Source organism: Pandoraea morbifera, from assembly GCF_902459575.1.
GTDB classification, from domain to species: Bacteria; Pseudomonadota; Gammaproteobacteria; order Burkholderiales; family Burkholderiaceae; genus Pandoraea; species Pandoraea morbifera.
Window position 1 is genome coordinate 274,439 of the sequence record NZ_CABPSD010000004.1, and the last position, 18,853, is coordinate 293,291.

17 protein-coding genes are annotated in these 18,853 nt (G+C 64.0%); 9 read left to right on the forward strand and 8 right to left on the reverse strand.

From position 1 onward, the window contains the following. Positions 1-30 precede the first annotated feature (30 nt). The 3 genes from leuS to PMO31116_RS09405 all read right to left on the reverse strand — a co-directional run bounded on the left by leuS (position 31) and on the right by PMO31116_RS09405 (position 4,457). Complete coding sequence (gene leuS, locus PMO31116_RS09395) at positions 31-2,622, reverse strand: leucine--tRNA ligase (RefSeq protein ID WP_150566467.1); 2,592 nt, start codon at positions 2,620-2,622, stop codon at positions 31-33. Between the two features lie 297 nt (positions 2,623-2,919). Continuing rightward, the gene (gene dapB / locus PMO31116_RS09400) at positions 2,920-3,717 is read right to left on the reverse strand and encodes a 4-hydroxy-tetrahydrodipicolinate reductase (protein ID WP_031627068.1); all 798 of its coding nucleotides are present in this window, start codon (positions 3,715-3,717) and stop codon (positions 2,920-2,922) included. A gap of 32 nt (positions 3,718-3,749) precedes the next feature. Continuing rightward, positions 3,750-4,457: an outer membrane protein assembly factor BamE gene (locus PMO31116_RS09405; protein ID WP_246185221.1), complete on the reverse strand. Its 708-nt coding sequence runs from the start codon at positions 4,455-4,457 to the stop codon at positions 3,750-3,752. 166 nt (positions 4,458-4,623) lie between these two features. On the opposite strand from PMO31116_RS09405, the gene fur reads away from it, so the two are divergent. Together fur and PMO31116_RS09415 are read left to right on the forward strand one after the other, a co-directional pair. Then, positions 4,624-5,055, forward strand: coding sequence for a ferric iron uptake transcriptional regulator (gene fur / locus PMO31116_RS09410; protein ID WP_023594193.1), 432 nt, complete (start codon positions 4,624-4,626; stop codon positions 5,053-5,055). Positions 5,056-5,284: 229 nt separating this feature from the next. Next, on the forward strand, positions 5,285-6,094 hold the full coding sequence (locus tag PMO31116_RS09415) for a hypothetical protein (RefSeq protein ID WP_150566469.1): 810 nt from the start codon (positions 5,285-5,287) through the stop codon (positions 6,092-6,094). A 111-nt stretch (positions 6,095-6,205) separates the two neighbouring features. Here the strand turns inward: PMO31116_RS09415 and gap are convergent, their stop codons facing one another. Together gap and tkt are read right to left on the reverse strand one after the other, a co-directional pair. Beyond that, positions 6,206-7,216 carry a type I glyceraldehyde-3-phosphate dehydrogenase gene (gene gap, locus PMO31116_RS09420; RefSeq protein ID WP_023594191.1) on the reverse strand — a complete coding sequence of 337 codons (1,011 nt, stop codon included), beginning with the start codon at positions 7,214-7,216 and terminating at the stop codon, positions 6,206-6,208. Between the two features lie 28 nt (positions 7,217-7,244). After that, positions 7,245-9,257, reverse strand: coding sequence for a transketolase (gene tkt, locus PMO31116_RS09425; RefSeq protein WP_150566470.1), 2,013 nt, complete (start codon positions 9,255-9,257; stop codon positions 7,245-7,247). A 197-nt stretch (positions 9,258-9,454) separates the two neighbouring features. On the opposite strand from tkt, the gene PMO31116_RS09430 reads away from it, so the two are divergent. From PMO31116_RS09430 to PMO31116_RS09445, 4 genes are all read left to right on the forward strand, one after another. After that, on the forward strand, positions 9,455-10,381 hold the full coding sequence (locus tag PMO31116_RS09430; RefSeq protein WP_174971045.1) for a spermine/spermidine synthase domain-containing protein: 927 nt from the start codon (positions 9,455-9,457) through the stop codon (positions 10,379-10,381). 144 nt (positions 10,382-10,525) lie between these two features. After that, positions 10,526-10,948 (forward strand): VOC family protein, encoded by a 423-nt coding sequence (locus PMO31116_RS09435; protein WP_150566472.1) that lies wholly within the window; start codon positions 10,526-10,528, stop codon positions 10,946-10,948. Positions 10,949-11,124: 176 nt separating this feature from the next. Continuing rightward, positions 11,125-11,862: a 16S rRNA (uracil(1498)-N(3))-methyltransferase gene (locus tag PMO31116_RS09440; RefSeq protein WP_150566473.1), complete on the forward strand. Its 738-nt coding sequence runs from the start codon at positions 11,125-11,127 to the stop codon at positions 11,860-11,862. A 47-nt stretch (positions 11,863-11,909) separates the two neighbouring features. Further along, the gene (locus PMO31116_RS09445; RefSeq protein ID WP_150566474.1) at positions 11,910-12,542 is read left to right on the forward strand and encodes a YidB family protein; all 633 of its coding nucleotides are present in this window, start codon (positions 11,910-11,912) and stop codon (positions 12,540-12,542) included. 153 nt (positions 12,543-12,695) lie between these two features. Here PMO31116_RS09445 and PMO31116_RS09450 read toward each other — a convergent pair whose 3' ends face one another. The 3 genes from PMO31116_RS09450 to PMO31116_RS09460 all read right to left on the reverse strand — a co-directional run bounded on the left by PMO31116_RS09450 (position 12,696) and on the right by PMO31116_RS09460 (position 16,247). Then, the gene (locus PMO31116_RS09450) at positions 12,696-13,244 is read right to left on the reverse strand and encodes a barstar family protein (RefSeq protein WP_150566475.1); all 549 of its coding nucleotides are present in this window, start codon (positions 13,242-13,244) and stop codon (positions 12,696-12,698) included. 7 nt (positions 13,245-13,251) lie between these two features. Beyond that, positions 13,252-13,647, reverse strand: coding sequence for a guanyl-specific ribonuclease (locus PMO31116_RS09455; protein ID WP_023594184.1), 396 nt, complete (start codon positions 13,645-13,647; stop codon positions 13,252-13,254). 296 nt (positions 13,648-13,943) lie between these two features. Then, the gene (locus PMO31116_RS09460) at positions 13,944-16,247 is read right to left on the reverse strand and encodes an NADP-dependent malic enzyme (protein ID WP_150566476.1); all 2,304 of its coding nucleotides are present in this window, start codon (positions 16,245-16,247) and stop codon (positions 13,944-13,946) included. 380 nt (positions 16,248-16,627) lie between these two features. On the opposite strand from PMO31116_RS09460, the gene thiL reads away from it, so the two are divergent. Genes thiL through PMO31116_RS09475 form a run of 3 tightly spaced genes read left to right on the forward strand, consistent with a single transcriptional unit; the run spans position 16,628 to position 18,724 of the window. Next, positions 16,628-17,689, forward strand: coding sequence for a thiamine-phosphate kinase (gene thiL / locus PMO31116_RS09465; protein ID WP_150566477.1), 1,062 nt, complete (start codon positions 16,628-16,630; stop codon positions 17,687-17,689). Next, complete coding sequence (locus PMO31116_RS09470; protein ID WP_150566478.1) at positions 17,686-18,207, forward strand: phosphatidylglycerophosphatase A family protein; 522 nt, start codon at positions 17,686-17,688, stop codon at positions 18,205-18,207. Before thiL ends, PMO31116_RS09470 begins: the two co-directional genes overlap by 4 nt. A gap of 13 nt (positions 18,208-18,220) precedes the next feature. Further along, entirely contained in the window at positions 18,221-18,724 is a 504-nt protein-coding gene (locus PMO31116_RS09475) for a CinA family protein (protein ID WP_150566479.1), read from the forward strand. Positions 18,725-18,853 lie beyond the last annotated feature (129 nt).

Genomic DNA, 18,853 nt, shown 5'->3' on the forward strand with positions numbered 1-18,853 from the left:
ATTCGTCGAGCGGCGGCAATCCACGCCGCCTCACACCACCACGTTCACCAGTCGACCCGGCACGACGATGACCTTCTTCACCGGCTTGCCTTCGCCGAACTTGGCGGTCATTTCATGCGCCAGTGCGGCCTGCTCGATGGCTTCGCGCGAGGCGTCCTTCGCCACGCGCACCGCACCACGCACCTTGCCCGCGACCTGGAGCACGAGTTCGATCTCGTCCTGCACCAGCGCCGCCTCGTCGACTTCCGGCCACGGTGCGTCGAGCAGATCGCCCATCTGCGCGGCGTAACCCAATGCGTCCCACAGGCCGTGCGTGACGTGCGGCACCACCGGGTAGAGCACGCGCAGCAAAATGCCGTAGCATTCGCGCACCGCGCCGGCGCCAGCGGCACCCTTGTCGCTTTCGATGGCGTTGAGCATCTTCATCGCCGCCGACACGACCGTGTTGTACTGCACACGCTGATAGTCGTAATTGGCCTGCTTGAGCACGCCGTGAATCTCGAGACGCAGCGCCTTCGCGGCTGCGCTCGACGTGTCGATCGCCGCATCGGCCTGACGCAGCAACGCCGCCTGCGATTGGCCGAATCCCCACAGGCGACGCAGGAAGCGGCTTGCGCCCTCCACCCCCGCTCCCGACCATTCGAGCTGCTGCTCGGGCGGCGCCGCGAACATCACGAACAGGCGCGCGGTGTCAGCGCCGTACTGATCGATGAGCGACTGCGGATCCACCCCGTTGTTCTTCGACTTCGACATCTTCTCGATGCCGCCGAGCGCCACATCGGCGCCGTCTGCCTTCGACGTGGCGCCGATCGGGCGTCCCTTGTCGTCGAACTGGACCTGCACGTCGAGCGGGTTGAACCACGTCTTCTTGCCGGTGGCGTCTTCGCGATAGAACGTCTCGTTGAGCACCATGCCCTGCGTGAGCAGGTTCTGCGCCGGTTCCTTAAAGCTCACCAGGCCCAGGTCGCGCATGACCTTGGTCCAGAAGCGCGAGTACAGCAAGTGCAGGATCGCGTGCTCGATACCGCCGATGTATTGGTCCATCGGCATCCAGTAATCAGTGCGGGCGTCAACCATGGTGTCGGCGTCCGGGCAGGCATAGCGCGAGAAGTACCAGGACGAATCGACGAACGTGTCCATCGTGTCGGTCTCGCGGCGCGCCGGCTTGCCGCACTTCGGGCAATCGCACTTCAGGAAGGCTTCGGACTTGGCCAGCGGATTACCGGTGCCGTCCGGCACGAGGTCCTCGGGCAGTACCACCGGCAGGTCCTTCTCGGGCACTGGCACGGCACCGCAAGATTCGCAATGGATGATCGGGATCGGCGTGCCCCAGTAACGCTGACGCGAAATCCCCCAATCGCGCAGGCGGAACGTGACCTGCTTGTCGCCCACGCCCTTTGCCTTCAGATCCGCCGCAATCGCGTCGACGGCGGCCGCAAAGCCGAGGCCGTCGTACTTGCCGCTGTTGATCAGCGTGCCGTCCTTCTCGCCGTACCAGGCTTGCCATGCTTCGGTCGAATACGTCTCGCCCTCGACGGCGACGACCTGCCGGATCGGCAGGTCGTACTTGCGTGCGAATGCGAAGTCACGTTCATCGTGCGCCGGCACGCCCATCACCGCGCCTTCGCCGTAGCCCATCAGCACGTAGTTGCCGATCCACACTTCGACCTTCTCGCCAGTGAGCGGATGCGTGACGAAGAAGCCCGTCGGCATGCCCTTCTTTTCCATCGTGGCGATGTCGGCCTCGGCCACACCGCCCTGCTTGCACTCGGCAATGAACGCCTGGAGGTCGGCACGGCCTTCGGCGAGGCGCGTGGCGAGCGGATGCTCTGCCGCGATGGCGCAGAAGGTCACGCCCATGATCGTGTCGGCACGCGTGGTAAACACGCGCAGGAGCTTCTGCTCGCCATCGAGTTCGTACGGGAAGCCGAAGTTCACGCCGAAGCTCTTGCCGATCCAGTTCTGCTGCATCACCTTGACGCGCTCGGGCCAGCCGAGGTCGTCCAGATCGCCGAGCAATTCGTCGGCGTACTCGGTGATACGCATGTAGTACATCGGGATTTCGCGCTTTTCGACGAGCGCCCCCGAGCGCCATCCGCGGCCGTCGATCACCTGCTCGTTGGCCAGCACGGTCTGATCGACCGGATCCCAGTTCACGGTCCCGGTCTTCAGGTAGACGACGCCCTTCTCGAGCATCTTCAGGAACAGCCACTGGTTCCAGCGGTAGTACTCGGGCTTGCAGGTGGCGACTTCGCGCGACCAGTCGATCGCCAGGCCCATCGCCTGCATCTGCTTCTTCATGTACTCGATGTTGTCGTACGTCCACTTCGCCGGCGGCACGCCGTTGGCCATGGCCGCATTTTCCGCCGGCATGCCGAAAGCGTCCCAGCCCATCGGCATCAGCACGTTGTACCCGCGCATGCGCATCTGGCGGTACATCACATCGTTGATGGTGTAATTGCGCACGTGCCCCATATGCAGCTTGCCCGACGGATACGGCAGCATCGAGACGCAATAGAATTTTTGTTTGTCCGCGCGCTCGGTGGTCTTGTAGGCGTCGATCGCCTGCCAGTGCGACTGGGCGGAGGCTTCAACGTCGGCGGGAACGTATTTTTCTTGCATGATGGGTCGGCGGATAGGATTCGGCTCGGCTCGTCCCCGCCCGGCGCGCGGCGATCGAGGCGCGGCATGCAGGTGTTTCGGGGTGAGTCCGGGGAAAACGATGATTATAACGCCGCCGGGAGCCGATTCGGCGCGACGGCGGCGAGGGATGCGCGAAGGAGGAACCCTCGCGCCCGGCGCAGGAGGCGCCACGTCGCTGACGGGGCACGCAGAACACCCCGCCGTGAAGGCATCCGGACGTTCGGCGCCCCGTGCGAGCGGTGCGGCGCGCTGGCCGCCCCGGCGGGTCCGATGGGGTCAGCGAAGACCCAGCACGTCCTGCATGTCGAACAGGCCGGTCTTGTGTTTCGCGAGGAAGCGGGCCGCGCGCAGCGAGCCCTGGGCATAGGACAACCGGCTCGACGACTTGTGCGTGATCTCGATGCGCTCGCCGATGCCGGCGAACAGCACGGTGTGATCGCCCACGATGTCGCCGCCGCGCACGGTCGCGAAACCGATCGTCGACGGATCGCGCTCCCCGGTCACCCCCTCACGACCGTAGATCGCGCATTCCTTCAGATCGCGCCCCAGCGCCTCGGCAACCACTTCGCCCATGCGCAACGCCGTGCCCGAAGGCGCATCGACCTTGTAGCGGTGGTGTGCCTCGATGATTTCGATGTCGTAGCCGGTGTTCAGAATCTTGGCGGCCACTTCGAGCAGCTTGAACGTCGCGTTCACGCCCACGCTCATGTTCGGCGCGAACACCACGGCGACGCGCTCCGCCCCCTTGGCCAGACGCGCCTTGTCCGCCTCGGAGAAACCGGTCGTGCCGATGATCATCTTCACGCCATGCTTCTCGGCGGCCGCCAGGTGGGCGAGCGTCCCTTCAGGGCGCGTGAAGTCGATCAGATACTCGGCGTTGGCGAGCGCGGCGTCGAGATCGTCCGTGATCTTCACGCCGGTCTCGCGGCCGAGGAACGCCCCGGCATCGTGGCCCAGCGCCGGGCTTTGCGCGCGGTCGAGCGCGCCCACCAGCTTGGCGTCGTCGGCGGCAAGCACGGTTTCGATCAGCATCCGGCCCATTCGACCCGAGGCGCCAGCAATCGCAATCTTCATCATGGTGATTCTTTCGTCGTCTTTCTGACAGCTTACTGGGGCATGGAGAACAGCCCGCCGCCGGCCGTCACGCGCGGCGACGGCACGAGGCCCGTGCCGGTACTCTTGCTCCCGCCGGTCGTGGCGGGCGCGCTCGCCTGCGGCACCGACGCGGCCGGCTTGGCGGCGGCCCCGACATTCGCGGCGGCGTCCGTCGACACGGTGGCGACGTCGCTGGCGGCGGGCGCAGCACTTGGCGCTGCCGCTGCGGCGTCAGGCGACGGCGATGCGGCTTCCGCCGCCGCGGCACTGGCCGTCGACGGCGCAGGCGCATCGGTCTTCACCGTCTTGCCCTTCTGGCCGTCGATTTCCTGTACCAACTGGTATTCGGTCGGCAGGTTCTCCCCGCCTTCCCAACGTGCCAGCGTGTCGCCGTCGAAATACACCTTCAGATGGCGCTCCTGCACCACCGAGGCATTGCCGCGCTTGAAGTAGAAAACGTAATCCCAGCGATTCGCGTGGAAGATGTCGGTGAGCAGCGGGGTACCGAGCAACTGACGCACCTGATCGCGCGTCATGCCGGGCTTGAGCTGGTCGTAGGCTTCTTTCGAGACGAAATTGCCCTGAACGATGTTGATTCGATACGGCGTGACCACGCCGATCACTTTGTCGGTCACGCTGTCATACGTCGAGCAGCCGGCCAGGGCCAGCAACGCCGCAGCAGCGCACACGGAAAACGGAAGGGAGAGATAACGACGCAAATCTGACTCGCTTTCAAAAAAATCGAACTTGAATCCGGCACGCCCGGCGCGCCGCCACATCGCCCCCGTTGACGGTACAAACCGTCCCGTTTGCCCCGGTTTGCGCCCGGGCAAGGCAAAAAGGCATTATTATTGGGGCTGTATTGTACTCTAGGGACGTAGAGCGATGCCGAATCCCGCCGATCTGAAAAATATCGGACTGAAAGCCACGCTTCCGCGCCTCAAGATTCTGGAAATCTTCCAGAACAGTGAGGTGCGCCATTTGACCGCTGAAGACGTTTACCGTCATCTGCTCGGCGAAAATCTCGACATCGGACTGGCCACGGTCTACCGTGTTCTGACGCAATTCGAGCAAGCCGGACTATTGTCGCGCAGCAACTTTGAATCCGGCAAGGCCGTTTTCGAGCTCAACGAGGGACATCACCACGACCACCTGGTGTGCCTCGATTGCGGACGTGTCGAGGAATTCTTCGACGCCGAGATCGAACGCCGTCAGAAACTCATTGCCAAGGAACGCGGATTCGCACTCCAGGAGCACTCCCTCGCGATGTACGGGAGCTGCACCAAGGATCCCTGCCCGCATCGTCAAAAGAACTAAAAGCGATTCCATTGGAACGCCCTCCGTCAGGAAGCATTCTGGGAATTCGCCCGCTCCTCAACGCCACGCCGAACCGAGCTCAGAGTCGCATCGTCTACAATACTCTCCCGTTCAAAGCGTATAGACGTAAATCACGCCTGTACGGGACCGTATCGATGCACTCCCCTTTTTTATGACCCACAAAGAATCGCCCAACGATATGGCACAGAGTGACGCAGACGAAATCTCGTTGGCGGATGTTCTCGGATTTGTCCGCGAAAACCTGAAAGCGATTGCGGCACTTGCCTTGGCCGGCGCCGTCATCGGCATCGGGAGCACGTACGCCATCCAGAAGCAATGGGAAGGCAAGGTCACCCTTCAGATCGGACGCTCGGCCGGTTCCCCGGTGTCGGGCCCGGACGGCCCGCTCATCGAGTCGGTCCAGCAAACGGTGGGCCGCATTACCCTCGGTTCATTCCGCGATCGCGTGGCCGGCGAAGTGCTGCCGGACTTGCGCCAGGATCCGGAGGCGTTGCGCAAAACCGTCGCGTGGAAGTCGCTGAAAGCCCGTGGCATCCAGGGCACCGTCTATGTGGAAGTCACCGCACGCGGCACCTCCGAAGCCGAAGCGGAGAAGATGCTCAAGCAGGCGTCCGAGGACGTCATCCTCGAGCATCAGGCGATTCTCGACCGGGCGCGCCTGCTTCCCAAGCAACAGCTGAGCGTCATTGACGCGGCCATCGACGCCAACACCAAAGCGCAGGAAGAATTGAACACCGCGTTGGCACGATCGAAGAACACAGACTCGGTCATGGCCCTCAGTGCGCTGCAGAGCAGCCGCTCCGAGCGTGCCGTGCTCAACGACAGCCGCTTTCGCGTATCTCAGTTGCTCGCCCCTGACCAGTCGTACAACACGCGCGTGATCAGCGCGATCAACGTCGGCGACAATGCGGTGTTCCCGCGCAAACTGTATTTCGGACTCGGCGGCCTCGTCATCGGTGCCATACTGGGCGTGCTCCTGGGGCTGATCCGCAAGCTGAACGCCAGCGCTATCAAGTAAGCCCCGGACGCCAGCAAGCGACCGCCAGCCCGAGCCGTTTGCCGCACGCGAAAGAAAAAAGCCGCTGTCTCTCGACAGCGGCTTTTCTTTGTGACGAGCGTCGCGCGGCGATTACTTTGCCGACATCAGCGCCACGGTCGTGTCGAGCATGCGGTTCGAGAAACCCCACTCGTTGTCGTACCACGAGCTCACCTTCACCAGACGACCCGACACCTTGGTCAGCGTGCCGTCGAAGTTCGACGAGGCCGGGTTGTGGTTGAAGTCGACCGACACCAGGGGTGCCGTGTTATACGTGGCGATGGCCTTGAGCGGGCCCTCGGCGGCTTCCTTCAGGATCGCGTTCACTTCGTCCACCGTCGTGTCGCGCTTGGCGACGAACGACAGATCGACGATCGACACGTTGATCGTCGGAACGCGAATGGCATAGCCGTCGAGCTTGCCATTGAGTTCCGGCATCACGAGACCGACAGCCGACGCGGCGCCGGTCTTCGTCGGGATCATGCTCATGGTCGCCGAACGGGCGCGGCGCAGGTCTTCGTGATAGACGTCGGTCAGCACCTGGTCGTTCGTGTAGGCGTGCACCGTGGTCATCAGGCCCGTTTCCAGGCCGATCTTCTCGTGCAGCGGCTTGACCAGCGGCGCCAGGCAGTTCGTGGTGCACGAAGCGTTCGAGATGACCGTGTCGGTCGCCTTGAGCACGCCTTCGTTCACGCCGAACACGATCGTGGCATCCACATCCTTGCCGCCCGGGGCCGAGATGATGACCTTCTTCGCACCGCCCTTCAGGTGTGCGCTGGCCTTTTCCTTCGAGGTGAAGAAGCCGGTGCACTCGAGCACGACGTCCACGCCCAGCTCGCCCCACGGCAGTTCGGCCGGGTTGCGGTTGGCCAGCACGCGAATCTTGTCGCCGTTGACGATCATGTAATCGCCGTCGACCGACACGGTGCCCGGGAACTTGCCGTGTGCCGTGTCGTATTGCGTCAGGTGCGCGTTCGTCTGCGCATTACCGAGATCGTTGATGGCAACGATTTCGATGTCGTGCTTCTTGCCACCTTCGTAGTGGGCACGCAGTACGTTGCGGCCGATACGGCCATAGCCGTTGATAGCGACGCGAATGGTCATGGGGGTTTCTCCGTAAGGTCTAACGAAATCAGCCAAGCACGGACTTGACCGTCGCGACCACGTGGTCGACGGTGAAGCCGAAGTGTTTGAACAGCACGCCGGCCGGTGCCGACTCGCCGAAGGTGTCGATGCCGACCACGCCGCCTTCCAGGCCGACGTACTTGTGCCAGAACGCCGTCACGCCGGCTTCGATGGCCACTCGCGGCACGCCGCGCAGCAGCACGCTTTCGCGATAGGCCTTGTCCTGACGATCGAACACGTTGGTCGAAGGCATGGACACCACGCGCGCGGCAATCCCCTCGGCGGCCAGCGCTTCGGCGCCCTTGAGGGCCAGGTCGATTTCCGAACCGGTCGCGATCAGCACGATCTGCGGATTCGCCACATCGCGCAGCACGTAGCCGCCGCGGCGAATGTTTTCGATCTGCGCATCGTCACGCGAGACAAACGGCAGGTTCTGACGGCTGAGCACCAGGCTCGACGGACCGTCGTGACGCTCCACCGCCGCCACCCACGCGGCCGCCGTCTCCGTCGTATCGCACGGACGCCACAGGTCCATCTGCGGAATCAGGCGCAGGCTCGATACGTGCTCGATGGATTGATGGGTCGGGCCATCCTCGCCCAGACCGATCGAGTCGTGCGTGAACACGAAGATCGAACGCAGCTTCATGAGCGCGGCCATGCGCAGCGCATTGCGGCTGTAATCGGAGAACGTCAGGAACGTGCCGCCGAACGGAATGTAACCGCCGTGCAGCGCAATGCCGTTCATGATGGCGCTCATACCGAATTCGCGCACACCGTAGTTGATGTGATTGCCGAACTGCACGCCGTCGGCATTGGCGCGTACGGCCTTGCTGGCCTTCCAGTTCGTCAGGTTCGAGCCGGTCAGGTCGGCCGAGCCGCCGAGGAACTCCGGCAGCACCGCCGCGAGCCCCTCGATCGCGAGTTGCGACGCCTTGCGCGTTGCGACCGTCTCGCCCTTCTCGTTGGTCTTGGCGATCAGCGCGGCAGCAGCGGTCTTGAAGTCGCCCGGCAGCTCGCCCTTCATGCGGCGCTCGAACTCGGCCGCCTCGGCCGGGAACTCGCCGCGGTAGGCGGCAAACCGCTCGTTCCAGGCCGCTTCGGCCTGCTGGCCGGCAGCCTTCGCATCCCATGCCGCATAGACCTCGGCCGGCACTTCGAACGGCGGCAGGTTCCAGCCCAGCGCGGCGCGCGTGGCCGCAATCTCGTCGGCGCCCAGCGGTGCGCCATGCACGTCGTGGCCGCCCTGCTTGTTCGGCGCGCCCTTGCCGATCAGCGTCTTGCAGCAGATGAGCGTCGGACGATCGGAGGTCTTGGCCTGGGCGATGGCCGCATCGACGGCGTCGACGTCATGCCCGTCAATGCCGCGAATCACGTTCCAGCCATACGCTTCGAAGCGCTTGGGCGTATCGTCGGCGAACCAGTACTCGACGTCGCCGTCGATCGAAATGCCGTTGTCGTCGTACAGCGCAATCAGCTTGTTCAGACGCAGCGTGCCCGCCAGCGAGCAGGCCTCGTGCGAGATGCCTTCCATCAGGCAGCCGTCGCCGAGGAACGCGTACGTGTAGTGATCGACGATCTCGTTGCCGGGACGGTTGAATTCCTTGGCGAGCAACGCTTCCGCCAACGCGAAGCCGACCGCGTTGGTAATACCCTGGCCCAGCGGGCCCGTGGTCGTCTCGACACCCGGGGTGATGCCGACTTCCGGGTGACCCGGCGTCTTGCTGTGCAATTGACGGAAATGCTTGAGTTCTTCGATCGGCAGGTCATAGCCCGTCAGATGCAGCAGCGAATAGATGAGCATCGAGCCATGGCCGTTCGACAGCACGAAGCGGTCGCGATCGAACCAGTGCGGGTTGACGGGGTTGTGCTTGAGGTGACGGCCCCAGAGAGCGACCGCGATATCGGCCATGCCCATCGGCGCGCCAGGGTGACCGGAGTTGGCCTGTTGGACCGCGTCCATGGAGAGGACGCGAATGGCGGAGGCCATCAGCGCAGCCGTAGCAGGAGAGGAGTTCGTCATGGTGACCAGCCGGAAGAGCGGGCGTGCCCCGTTGCCGCGAGCCGCCGCGCGAAATTCAAATGCAGGAAAAGACCAAGATTTTACCAGATACGACACCCGACCGGGTCGCTCGCGGTGAACTTCCCCAACCGGCGAGAACGTGGAATCATGGGGAAAAGTGGCGTGATCGCCACAAATTAGAGGAAGTTACCTTGCCAATGACAGTCAAACGCGACCTCTCCACACCGGATTCCGGCATCGCCCCGATCGCTTGCACGGCCCCGCTCGGCCCGTGGGCCGGCTATCGGTTCGACGCCCGACACGTCTTCTCCACGACATCGCCCCACCAGCGTATCGACGTCGTCGATTTGCCCGCGTTCGGTGCGCTTGGGCGCGCGTACCGGCTCGATGCACGCTTCATGGCATCGCTTGCCGACGCCCATATCTGCCACGAATGCATGGTGCACCCGCTGTTGCTCGCGCACGGCGCTGCGCGTCGCGTGCTTGTCCTGGGCGGTGGCGACGGCGGTTCCGCGCGCGAGATACTGCGCCATGAGCGCGTGTGCGAAGTCGTCGTCGCGGAGCTCGACGCGCAGGTACCCGCCACTATCCGGCAATACATGCCCGCGTTACCCGACGGCGCTTTTGACGACCCCCGCACCCGACTCATCATCGGCGACGCGCGCGACTTCGTCGACGCCGCACTCGCCCGAGGGGAGCGTTTCGATGCCGTGATCTTCGACCTGACCGAGGCCGACGGGGCTGCGGCACCGCTGCACGATGCGCCGTTCTTCGGGAAGATTCGGGCATTGCTGGCACCCGGCGGCGGCGTGGCGCTCCAGCTCGGCGCGCCATGGTTCGACGGCACAGGGGTTCGGCGCATGTGCGAGGCGCTGCGCCGCGTCTTCCGCATCGTGACGCCCATGACCGCATATGTGCCCCTTTACGGCACGTTATGGGCGCTCGCAATCGCGAGCGACACGCTGGACGTTCGACGGGATGTGCGGGCGAGCGCCGGAGATACGTCCTCCGACGTGTTGCCGCAACCCCTGCGGGGCTTGCGCCACTTCTCGCCGGCACGTATGTCCGCCTTGCTGGACATCGCACCGGAGCTGGCCGACATCCTCGGCGAAAATGGGCCGTGATGCGATGGTGCGCAAACGGTGAAGCGCATTCGCGTTCCTTGTATATTTAGGGCTAGTCACGACCGTCGGCGCCGCCCGTTCCCGCCTTCGAAGGCAGGGCTCGCCCCCGTTGCCCTGTGCCGGCGGATTTACCGGAGCCCATTCATGCCCGATCCCCGTCCGTCTCACGTGCCATGGCTGACGCCATATCTGACCGTGCACGACGCCAAGGCCGCCGCCGCGTTCTACGAGCAGGCATTCGGCTTCACCGTGCACGACACGATGGACGACGACGGCGCCATCATGCACGTCGAGATGTTCTATCAGGGTCAGTTGATCGTGATGTTTGCGCCCGAAGGCGCTTTCGGCACCACGGCGCGCACACCGCGCACCTCAGGCGTGGAAGCGCCGCAAAGCTTCTACGTCTACACCGAGGATGTCGATGCCCTGTATGCGCGCGCCACCGCTGCGGGAGCGAAAGGATTGATGCCGCCCAACGACCAGTTCTGGGGCGACCGCTTCTGCCAGCTGGAAGACCCTGACGGGTATCGCTGGGGCTTCGCGCGCCCTATCGCCCCGCGCGGCTGACGCCGCTTGCGGCCTGCGTTGGGGTATGCTGCCGGTCCCGGCGTGATGCCCCGGCGCTTCGGCATCGTGTGTCGTGCACTGTCCCCTGCGCCAGTTATCCGCTCGTGCTTGCGTGGCCGTTGCCCTTTGTTCCTTCCAGCGCGCCCCTTGGCGCCGTTTCCTGATCCTCCATCCGTATGCCTCGCTTTTTCATCGACGCGCCGCTCCACGCGGGCGCACTGCTGGAACTCCCCGAAGGGGTGGTGCGCCACGTTCAGGTGCTGCGCCTGAAGGTCGGCGACGCGCTCACGCTCTTCAACGGCACGGGCGGCGAGTATCCCGCGGTCCTCACCACACTGGAAAAACGTCACGCCACCGCCCAACTGGGTGAGCATGATGCGCGCGAGGCGGAGACACCCTATCGCGTCACACTCGCCCAAGGCGTCGCCGGCGGCGACAAGATGGACTGGCTGATCGAGAAAGCCATTGAGCTCGGCGTGTCGGAGATCCAGCCCCTCTCCACCGAGCGCTCGGTGATCCGCCTCGACGCCGAACGTGCCGCAAAGCGCATCGCACATTGGCAGGCACTCGTCCAGGCGGCGTGCGAGCAATGCGGGCGAAACCGGGTGCCTCGCGTGCTGCCGCTCCGCCCGATCATCCCCTGGCTGCAGGACAGGGACACGGTGACGAGCTACGAATGGCGTGTGCTATTGTCACCTAGAGCAGACGGCGGTCTCGATTCGCTACCGCCTGACTCGCCGACACAACCCGGCGTACTGCTCTTTGGCCCCGAAGGCGGGCTGGCGCCTCAGGAGGAAACGCTTGCGCGGGCGGCTGGATTCACGGCAATTCGACTCGGCGAGCGAATCCTGCGTACAGAAACGGCGGGAATCGCGGTCCTCGCCGCACTGGCCGCGCGCTGGGGCGGTTGGTAAGTCACAATGACTCGAAAAATGGCCTCACAAGCCAAAGGAGTGTCGTCATGGGTATCCTCGATTCCATTCTCGGTGGTGCGGCCGGCAATGAGGCCGGTGGCAATAGCGGCGGCGGCAATACGAAGATGTTGCTGCTCATGGGCCTGCTGGCGATGATCGCCAGTCGATCGGGCGGTGCGCAGGGTCAGGGCGGTCAGGCCGGCGGCGATCTGCTCGGGTCACTCGGCGGCGCCTTGGGGGGCATGTTGGGCGGCGGCGCAGCCAGCGGCGGTCTGGGAGGCCTGCTGGGAGGGCTGCTCGGCGGTGGACAAGCCCCGGCCACAGCGGGTCCCGGTGCACCGGCGACGTCTGCCGGTGATCTCATTGGTGCGCTGGGCGGGTTGGGCGGGCTGACGCAGGTTCTGGAAAGCGGTGGCCTGGGTGACGCCGTGCGTTCGTGGGTCGGCACCGGCAGTAATCAGGCCGTCTCGCCCGATCAGGTGGCGCAGGCGCTCGGCCCGGGCGGTCAATTGCAGCAACTCGCCGACACGGCGGGGGTGAGTCAGGGCGAGGCGGCGCAACAATTGTCGTCGCTGTTACCCGAGGTCATCAACCACCTCACACCGAATGGCGACGTGCCGCAGGGCCCGCTCGATCTGGCGAGCCTCGCGCAGCAATTCCTCGGCGGACGCACCGGCTAACGCGCGTCGTCCGCACGGGAAAACAAAAAAGGTCCGCCATGCGGACCTTTTTTCGTGGAGACCGACGCGTCGACGCGACCTGTGCCGACGTCACGGCCGTCAACACCGAACGCGGAACACGCGCCCCCTGAGGGACAAGACGCCGGCGAAATCTCAGGCGAAAGAGTAGAAAACGCGGAACGTGACGCGGCGCTCGGCCCAGAATTCGGCCGCATCGCGGAAAACGTCGAGCAGGGTTTCGCGCCCATCCTTGTCGAACTTGGTCGCAATCGGCAACCCTTCGAGCACCACCACGAAACCCGGCTGCGGGCCGCTATGGCTCACGAGATCGGTCAGGCAATCGTGCAGCGCATCGTAATTCTTTCCGAAGTGCCTGGGGAAAAGGAACGACGTCGCGATCGTCTCCAGCACCTCGGCCTTGCTTTGCGCCTGGGAACAGTTGGCGTACAGGAAGTGCTGACCGAGTCGCTCGGCCTCTGCGGCCAGTTCCGGCACGCGGAATGCGCGGATCGACTGCACGATATTCGGCCTGACGGTCTTGAAAAGACTCATATCTCCCTCTTCCGATAAGGTATGGCGGTGGCCGGCCCGCGCTACAGCATGCAGGCCCAGCACCTGCTTGAACAAGTTGCCCTCGCCCGCACCGAATGGATCTGCCATAAGATCTTTCCCGCGTTCCTGTGCGAAAACCGGCTCACTCATACTGCTGTCATTCCCTTATGCGTTTAAAGCTGTTGTAGTGATCTTTGGTGTAGTAGCACGGATCGACCGCGCGTTGATTACCGCCGCAGATGATGCGCCTCGCGCCTCTGTTGCGAGCACCAGGCGTCGGCACCGTATATTCATGGTAATAGCCACGCGGCATTTTGGGCAGGCGCTTTTCGTAGTTCCCAAACACGATGCCGTCTTTGGCATAGGGATACGGCCCGCCCTGGGCAATCAGCGACAGCGTGCGCTGTGCTTCGCGTGGCAAATCGGCAACGGATACCTCTGCCGTTTGATCCGTGACGTATGGCGCGGTTTCACGCGCTACGGCATGCGCCCCCAGAAACACACTGCCAGCCGCCGTCAGCGCCACGATGCCCCGGTGAAGCCAACGTGCCATTGTCATAGCTAGCCTGTCGCCCCGACGCCGTTTTGCGCTGCGGGCTTGTTCTGGTGGGTGAAGCCGTAAGGTTATCGCTATTGGTCACGAGAATCAATGTCGGCTTACATTTTGCAACCAAACCACTCAACAAATTCATGAAAACACAGGGATTTTCACGACAGTGAGTGCCTACATGACGGTATACGACGCATGACGATCGTCGTCAAAATGACAAAACGCCGCCCCGAATGGGTGCGGCGTTTTGTCGTTAACGTGTGCCTAACGGCGGCGAACCGCCGATGGCGATCGACAGATCAGCGTGCTTCTTGCTGCGCTGCCGCATCGGCCACCACGAGCGCGGCCATGTTGATGATGCGACGCACCGTCGCCGACTCGGTCAGGATGTGCACCGGCTTGGCCGCCCCAAGCAGGATCGGCCCGATGGCGACGTTGTTGCCTGCGGCGGTCTTGAGCAGGTTGTAGGCAATGTTGGCGGCGTCGATGTTCGGCATGACGAGCAGGTTCGCGGCACCGGTCAGCGTCGAATCCGGCATGATGCGCGCGCGCAACTCCGGGTCCAGCGCGCAATCGCCGTGCATTTCGCCATCAACTTCGAGATCCGGCGCGCGCTCTTGCAGAATCGCCAAGGTATCGCGCATCTTGCGTGCACAGTTCGCGTCACTCGTGCCGAAATTCGAATGCGAGAGCAGCGCGACCTTCGGCTGGATGCCGAAACGGCGAATCTCCTCGGCGGCCATGAGCGTAATCTCGGCCAGATCCTCGGCGCTCGGGTCCTGGTTGATGTGAGTGTCGACGAGGAAGATCTGCCGGTTGGGCAGAATCAGTGCGTTCATGGCGCCATAGACGTGGCCGCCCGCGCGCTTGCCGATCACGCGATCGATGAAGTGCAGGTGACGCCCTGGCGTGGAAACCGTGCCGCAGATCATGCCGTCCGCCTCGCCCTTGCGCACCAGCATGGCGGCAATGAGCGTGGTGCGGCGGCGCATTTCGACGCGCGCGTACGATGCCGTCACGCCCTTGCGGTTGGTCAGTTGGTGATAAGTTTCCCAGTAATCGCGGTAGCGCTCATCGTGCTCGGGGTTGACGATCGTGAAGTCGACGCCGGGCGTGAGACGCAGACCGTACTGCTGGAGGCGATGCTCGATCACGGCCGGGCGCCCCACCAGAATCGGCGTGGCGACGCGTTCGTCGACCAGCACCTGCACGGCGCGCAGCACACGCTCCTCTTCGCCCTCCGCGAAGGCGATTCGCTTCTTGTCCGCCGGCACGCTGCGCGCCACGGAGAACAGCGGCTTCATCAGACCACCGCTGTGATACACGAACTGCTGCAGCGACTGCGAGTATGCGTCGAGATCCGCGAGCGGGCGCGTGGCGACACCGGCCGCCATCGCGGCTTCAGCGACGGCCGTGGCCACCTTCACCAGCAACCGCGGATCGAACGGCTTGGGAATCAGATATTCGGGGCCAAACGACAGATTCTTGATGCCGTAGGCCGACGCGACGATGTCGCTCTGCTCCTGACGCGCCAGTTCCGCCAGCGCGTTCACTGCCGCGATTTCCATCGACCGCGTGATCGTCGTGGCGCCCACGTCGATCGCGCCCCGGAAAATGAACGGAAAGCACAGGACATTGTTGACCTGGTTCGGATAGTCGGTACGGCCCGTCGCCATCACGCAATCGGGGCGCACCTCCTTCGCGAGCTCCGGCGTGATTTCCGGATTCGGATTGGCCAGCGCGAAAATGAGGGGCTTCTCCGCCATGGTCTTGACCATTTCCGGCTTGAGCACGCCAGCCGCCGACAGCCCGAGAAAAACGTCCGCGCCGCCGATGACGTCGGCCAGTTCGCGCGCATCGGTCTTCTGCGAGAAGCGAATCTTCTCCGGGTCCATCAGTTCGGTGCGGCCCTCATAGACCACTCCCGCGAGGTCCGTCACCCAGATGTTCTCGATGGGAAGCCCCATGTCGACGAGCAAATCCAGGCATGCGAGCGCCGCAGCCCCCGCGCCGGAGGTCACGAGCTTCACCGAGCGAATATCCTTGCCGACGACCTTCAGGCCGTTGATGAGCGCCGCCGCGACCACGATGGCCGTGCCGTGCTGATCGTCGTGGAAGACCGGAATCTTCATGCGCTCGCGCAGCTTGCGCTCCACGATGAAGCATTCGGGGGCCTTGATGTCCTCGAGGTTGATCGCCCCGAACGTGGGCTCGAGCGCGGCAATGATGTCGACGAGTTTCTCGGGGTCCTTCTCGTCGATCTCGATATCGAACACGTCGATATTGGCGAACTTCTTGAACAGCACGCCCTTGCCTTCCATCACCGGCTTGGAGGCGAGCGGACCGATGTCGCCCAGTCCGAGCACGGCCGTGCCGTTCGAAATCACGCCGACAAGATTGCCGCGCGCCGTGTAGCGCGAAGCGTTGAGTGGATCGACGACGATTTCCTCGCACGCGGCGGCAACGCCCGGCGAGTATGCGAGCGCCAGATCCCGCTGGTTGAGCAACTGCTTGGTCGGCGCGATGGCGATTTTGCCGGGCGTGGGGAATTCGTGATACTCGAGCGCAGCTTCGCGCAATTTCGGATCGATCGGCGTGGGCATGGGGAGAAGCTCTGGGCGGACAAGACAAGTCAAATTTTCAGTGCGAATTGTAGCCCCATTTATTCACGCCATTTATGCAAAAAGCGGATAACGGCCGCACCCGCACTGGGCTGCTTTCCTGTCGATAGTGTCCAAAAACCGGGGCAAACACAACGCTGCATCGCACCATCGGGCGCCTTTTCGGACCACGGATGAAACATGACCGGGGGGTTGTCCGAGACAGCCATCGGAAACCCTCTGAATTCGCACGCGCGGTGCGTTTGTCCGCTTGGGAAAGCGAGGATGCCCTCTTAGAATAGGGGTTCGCGCTGTGCCTCGCGCAGCCCCTGATGATTCGCCCGTCGCGCCGCCTCGCGCGCCCGGCACCCGTGCCGCCGCCCATGACCAACCGTTCCGACTTGCCGTCACCCTCGTCGCCCCCCTCTTCCGCGACTCGTTCGCCGTCCGCACGGGACGAGGCATCCGAGGCGCGGCTGTCCGAGTTCTCGTTGATCGACCGCTTTTTCGCGCGGGCGACGCGCCAGGGCGAACAGGTGACGCTCGGGATCGGTGACGACTGCGCGCTGCTGCGAGTACCGGCTGGCGAGCAACTCGCGGTGTCCACCGACATGCTCGTGGAGGGTCGCCATTTCTTCGCCGACGTCGATCCGCGCTCGCTGGGCCACAAAACGCTCGCGGTCAATCTGTCCGACCTCGCGGCCATGGGGGCCCGCCCGCTGGGTTTCACGCTGGCGCTTGCGTTGCCTGACAGCGACCCCGCGTGGCTCGCGCCGTTCGCCGAGGGACTGGCCGCGCTGGCCGACCGTTTCGCCTGTCCGCTGGTGGGCGGCGACACGACGCGCGGGCCGCGCAATCTCTGCGTGACCGTCTTTGGCAGCGTACCGGGTGCCCACGCCTTGCGCCGCGACGCCGCGCGACCGGGCGACGACATCTGGATTTCGGGCACAGTGGGCGATGCGCGTCTGGCGCTTGGTGCGATCCGGGGGGAATGGTCGCTCACGGACGACGATCGGGTCGTTGCAAGTCGCGCGTTGGAGTGGCCCGAACCGCAGGTGGCGCTCGGCCTCGCGCTGCGCGGCGTGGCGCACGCGGCACTCGACATCTCGGACGGTCTGCTGGGCGATCTCGGCCATATCCTGACGCGCTCCGGTGTCAGCGCGCGCATCAACGTGGACGACGTACCGCGCTCGCCGCTGCTCGCCGCACAGGCGCCGGAAATACAGCGACTGTGCACGCTTGCGGGAGGCGACGACTACCAGCTTTGCTTTTGCGCCGACGCCGCGCAGCGACAGCGGATCGAGGCCATCGGCAACGAACTGGGCATGCGGCTCACGCGTATCGGTACAATAGCGTTACTCGACGCGCGCCATATGATGCAACTCCACGACAATACCGGCGCTGCCGTCGCCGCCGACTTCAAAAGTTTCGACCATTTCCAATGAGCACTGATCAGACGGCCACCGTCAACCCGGGCAGCGGCCCGCGCCGGCCGACCTCGCGTTTCCTGCTGTCGCATCCCGCCCACCTCTTTTCGCTCGGCTTCGGCACAGGCCTGTCTTCGTTCGCACCGGGCACGGTCGGCACACTGTTCGGCTGGGCGTCGTACCTGGTGCTCAATCTGTATCTGACGGTCACGGGCTGGGGGGTGCTGATTGCCGCGTCGATTCTCGGCGGCATCTGGATCTGCGGCTTTTCGGCGCGCAAGCTTGGGGTGCAGGACCCGAGTGCGGTGGTCTGGGACGAAATCGTGGCCTTCTGGATCGTGCTGTTGCTCATTACCCCGGCGAGCTTCGTCGGGCAATTGGTGGCGTTTGTCCTGTTCCGCTTCTTCGACGCGGTCAAGCCGCCACCGATCAGCTATTTCGACCGAACCGTCAAGGGCGGCCTGGGCATCATGCTGGACGACCTTGTCGCTGCGTTCTGCACGTTGCTCGTTATCGCGCTGTGGCGCTCGATTTGATAGGTAGGTTCACGTGGTCTCAGAACAAGCGCTTCTCGCGCAACTGTCGGTCAAGGTCGGCAATCGTCTGCGTGACGAGCGACTGATGCTGGTGACGGCCGAGTCGTGCACCGGCGGCCTCGTTGCCGCGGCGATCACCGACATTTCCGGCAGCAGCCACTGGTTTGAGCGTGGATTCGTCACGTACTCGAATCAGGCCAAGGCAGAGATGATTGGCGTGCCCGCCGAGCTCATCGACAAGCATGGCGCCGTGAGCGAACCCGTGGCACGCGCCATGGCCGAAGGAGCGCTGCTCAATAGCCGGGCGCAAATCTCCCTGTCGATCACCGGCGTGGCCGGACCAGGCGGCGGCACCGTGGACAAACCGGTGGGCATGGTGTGCTTCGGGTGGAGTAACCGCGTGACGACCGTCGTCGAGACGAAGCACTTCAAGGGTGACCGCACGCAGGTGCGGAGCCAGGCCGCGCAGCACGCGCTTCGCGGCGTTCTCGAGCTACTCGACAAAGGCGACGCGTAAGACACCGCGTCAAGAGTGCGTCGTCATCGCGTCGCCACCTACCGATTCGCATCATTCGTGCAATTCGCTCAAGTCACTCGATTAACTCGATTAACTCGATTAACTCGATTAACTTGATTAACGCGATTC

Coding starts and splice junctions, on each gene's coding strand:
- dapB (WP_031627068.1), bottom strand. CDS start 3,717: ATGAAGATTGCGATTGCTGGCGCCTCGGGTCGAATGGGCCGGATGCTG.
- PMO31116_RS09440 (WP_150566473.1), top strand. CDS start 11,125: ATGCCTCGCTTTTTCATCGACGCGCCGCTCCACGCGGGCGCACTGCTG.
- tkt (WP_150566470.1), bottom strand. CDS start 9,257: ATGACGAACTCCTCTCCTGCTACGGCTGCGCTGATGGCCTCCGCCATT.
- PMO31116_RS09455 (WP_023594184.1), bottom strand. CDS start 13,647: ATGGCACGTTGGCTTCACCGGGGCATCGTGGCGCTGACGGCGGCTGGC.
- PMO31116_RS09460 (WP_150566476.1), bottom strand. CDS start 16,247: ATGCCCACGCCGATCGATCCGAAATTGCGCGAAGCTGCGCTCGAGTAT.
- PMO31116_RS09430 (WP_174971045.1), top strand. CDS start 9,455: ATGACAGTCAAACGCGACCTCTCCACACCGGATTCCGGCATCGCCCCG.
- leuS (WP_150566467.1), bottom strand. CDS start 2,622: ATGCAAGAAAAATACGTTCCCGCCGACGTTGAAGCCTCCGCCCAGTCG.
- PMO31116_RS09435 (WP_150566472.1), top strand. CDS start 10,526: ATGCCCGATCCCCGTCCGTCTCACGTGCCATGGCTGACGCCATATCTG.
- PMO31116_RS09470 (WP_150566478.1), top strand. CDS start 17,686: ATGAGCACTGATCAGACGGCCACCGTCAACCCGGGCAGCGGCCCGCGC.
- PMO31116_RS09450 (WP_150566475.1), bottom strand. CDS start 13,244: ATGAGTGAGCCGGTTTTCGCACAGGAACGCGGGAAAGATCTTATGGCA.
- gap (WP_023594191.1), bottom strand. CDS start 7,216: ATGACCATTCGCGTCGCTATCAACGGCTATGGCCGTATCGGCCGCAAC.
- PMO31116_RS09445 (WP_150566474.1), top strand. CDS start 11,910: ATGGGTATCCTCGATTCCATTCTCGGTGGTGCGGCCGGCAATGAGGCC.
- fur (WP_023594193.1), top strand. CDS start 4,624: ATGCCGAATCCCGCCGATCTGAAAAATATCGGACTGAAAGCCACGCTT.
- thiL (WP_150566477.1), top strand. CDS start 16,628: ATGACCAACCGTTCCGACTTGCCGTCACCCTCGTCGCCCCCCTCTTCC.